The following is a 1,746-nucleotide window of genomic DNA, read 5'->3' on the forward strand; positions in this document are numbered from 1 at the left end:
AATCAGAAAGGGTAAGACTAGTGTTAAAAACATTGGACTAGCCAGAACCCATGAAATACGCTGAGGAATACTGGATTGGAAAAACGTAGGGAGCAGAAGTAAACGTTGGTTTTGAAAATTCTGCTGGAAAGAGAAAACGCGTAAGAACGTCGGCAGCGTCAGATGTGTATAAGAGACATACGTCAATCTAATGCTCTACCAACTGAGCTACTGACCCATTTCGTCCATGCTAAGCTTGCTCACTTTTTTGCTTCTCATGACTTTTATTTTAAAAATGGCGGTCCCGACCGGGATCGAACCGGCGATCTCCTGCGTGACAGGCAGGCATGTTAACCGCTACACCACGGGACCTTTTGGTTGCGGGGGCCGGATTTGAACCAACGACCTTCGGGTTATGAGCCCGACGAGCTACCACTGCTCCACCCCGCGATAATTTTATGTTGTTTCGAGTTTTTAAAGCACCATTTATAAAAATTTAAAACTGGAGGAGGTAGAGGGATTCGAACCCCCGCGCGGTGTTACCCGCCTGTCGGTTTTCAAGACCGATCCCTTCAGCCAGACTTGGGTATACCTCCGTTACAATATATAAATGGTGGACCTTGCAGGACTCGAACCTGCGACCGGACGGTTATGAGCCGTCTGCTCTAACCAACTGAGCTAAAGGTCCTTTAAGATGGCGGCAGAGGGGATCGAACCCCCGACCTTACGGGTATGAACCGTACGCTCTAGCCAGCTGAGCTACGCCGCCAGGATCTTTATACTGGTTAATTTACTTATGGTGGAGCCTAGCGGGATCGAACCGCTGACCTCCTGCGTGCAAGGCAGGCGCTCTCCCAGCTGAGCTAAGGCCCCATAATCTTTTTGGAAATGGTCGGGAAGACAGGATTCGAACCTGCGACCCCTTGGTCCCAAACCAAGTGCTCTACCAAGCTGAGCTACTTCCCGTTGTTCTTTTGGCGCGCCCGACAGGAGTCGAACCCATAACCTTCTGATCCGTAGTCAGACGCTCTATCCAATTGAGCTACGGGCGCATTTAAAATGGTGCCGAGGACCGGAATCGAACCGGTACGGTAGTCACCTACCGCAGGATTTTAAGTCCTGTGCGTCTGCCAGTTCCGCCACCCCGGCACATTTGGAGCGGAAGACGAGGTTCGAACTCGCGACCCCCACCTTGGCAAGGTGGTGTTCTACCACTGAACTACTTCCGCATGTGCATAAGCTTTTTTATCTGGCAATGAAAATAATGGTGCGGGTGAAGGGAGTCGAACCCCCACGCCTTGCGGCGCTAGATCCTAAGTCTAGTGCGTCTGCCAATTCCGCCACACCCGCTTATTATTATTTATAAATGGTGAGCCATGAAGGACTCGAACCTTCGACCCTCTGATTAAAAGTCAGATGCTCTACCAACTGAGCTAATGGCTCGAAAAAATGGTGCCGGCTATAGGAATCGAACCCACGACCTACTGATTACAAGTCAGTTGCTCTACCTGCTGAGCTAAACCGGCATATGGTGGAGGATGACGGGCTCGAACCGCCGACCCTCTGCTTGTAAGGCAGATGCTCTCCCAGCTGAGCTAATCCTCCTGGGTATTATGCCTAGCGACGTCCTACTCTCACAGGGGGAAGCCCCCAACTACCATCGGCGCTAAAGAGCTTAACTTCCGTGTTCGGTATGGGAACGGGTGTGACCTCTTTGCCATCATCACTAGACTTTGTATTTAATTGAAAGATTTATTCTTTCAAAAC

14 tRNA genes and 1 rRNA gene are annotated in these 1,746 nt (G+C 50.5%); all 15 read right to left on the bottom strand.

Annotated elements, in window-relative coordinates:
• Positions 1–275 precede the first annotated feature (275 nt).
• Positions 276–351 (bottom strand) — tRNA-Asp (locus BFM98_RS20625).
• A gap of 3 nt (positions 352–354) precedes the next feature.
• Positions 355–429, bottom strand: a tRNA-Met gene (locus tag BFM98_RS20630).
• Positions 430–482: 53 nt separating this feature from the next.
• A tRNA-Ser gene (locus BFM98_RS20635) sits at positions 483–575 on the bottom strand.
• Positions 576–590: 15 nt separating this feature from the next.
• A tRNA-Ile gene (locus tag BFM98_RS20640) sits at positions 591–667 on the bottom strand.
• Positions 668–674: 7 nt separating this feature from the next.
• Positions 675–748: transfer RNA gene (locus BFM98_RS20645), tRNA-Met, on the bottom strand.
• Between the two features lie 28 nt (positions 749–776).
• Positions 777–852: transfer RNA gene (locus BFM98_RS20650), tRNA-Ala, on the bottom strand.
• A 16-nt stretch (positions 853–868) separates the two neighbouring features.
• Positions 869–945, bottom strand: a tRNA-Pro gene (locus BFM98_RS20655).
• A 9-nt stretch (positions 946–954) separates the two neighbouring features.
• Positions 955–1,031, bottom strand: a tRNA-Arg gene (locus BFM98_RS20660).
• An 8-nt stretch (positions 1,032–1,039) separates the two neighbouring features.
• Positions 1,040–1,128: transfer RNA gene (locus BFM98_RS20665), tRNA-Leu, on the bottom strand.
• Between the two features lie 5 nt (positions 1,129–1,133).
• Positions 1,134–1,208: transfer RNA gene (locus BFM98_RS20670), tRNA-Gly, on the bottom strand.
• 36 nt (positions 1,209–1,244) lie between these two features.
• Positions 1,245–1,329 (bottom strand) — tRNA-Leu (locus BFM98_RS20675).
• A 17-nt stretch (positions 1,330–1,346) separates the two neighbouring features.
• A tRNA-Lys gene (locus BFM98_RS20680) sits at positions 1,347–1,422 on the bottom strand.
• A 7-nt stretch (positions 1,423–1,429) separates the two neighbouring features.
• Positions 1,430–1,505 (bottom strand) — tRNA-Thr (locus BFM98_RS20685).
• Between the two features lie 3 nt (positions 1,506–1,508).
• Positions 1,509–1,584: transfer RNA gene (locus BFM98_RS20690), tRNA-Val, on the bottom strand.
• 10 nt (positions 1,585–1,594) lie between these two features.
• A 5S ribosomal RNA gene (rrf, locus tag BFM98_RS20695) occupies positions 1,595–1,710 on the bottom strand.
• Positions 1,711–1,746 lie beyond the last annotated feature (36 nt).

It is taken from the genome of Lysinibacillus sp. AR18-8, from assembly GCF_001705465.1.
In the GTDB taxonomy this organism is placed as follows: Bacteria; Bacillota; Bacilli; order Bacillales_A; family Planococcaceae; genus Lysinibacillus; species Lysinibacillus capsici.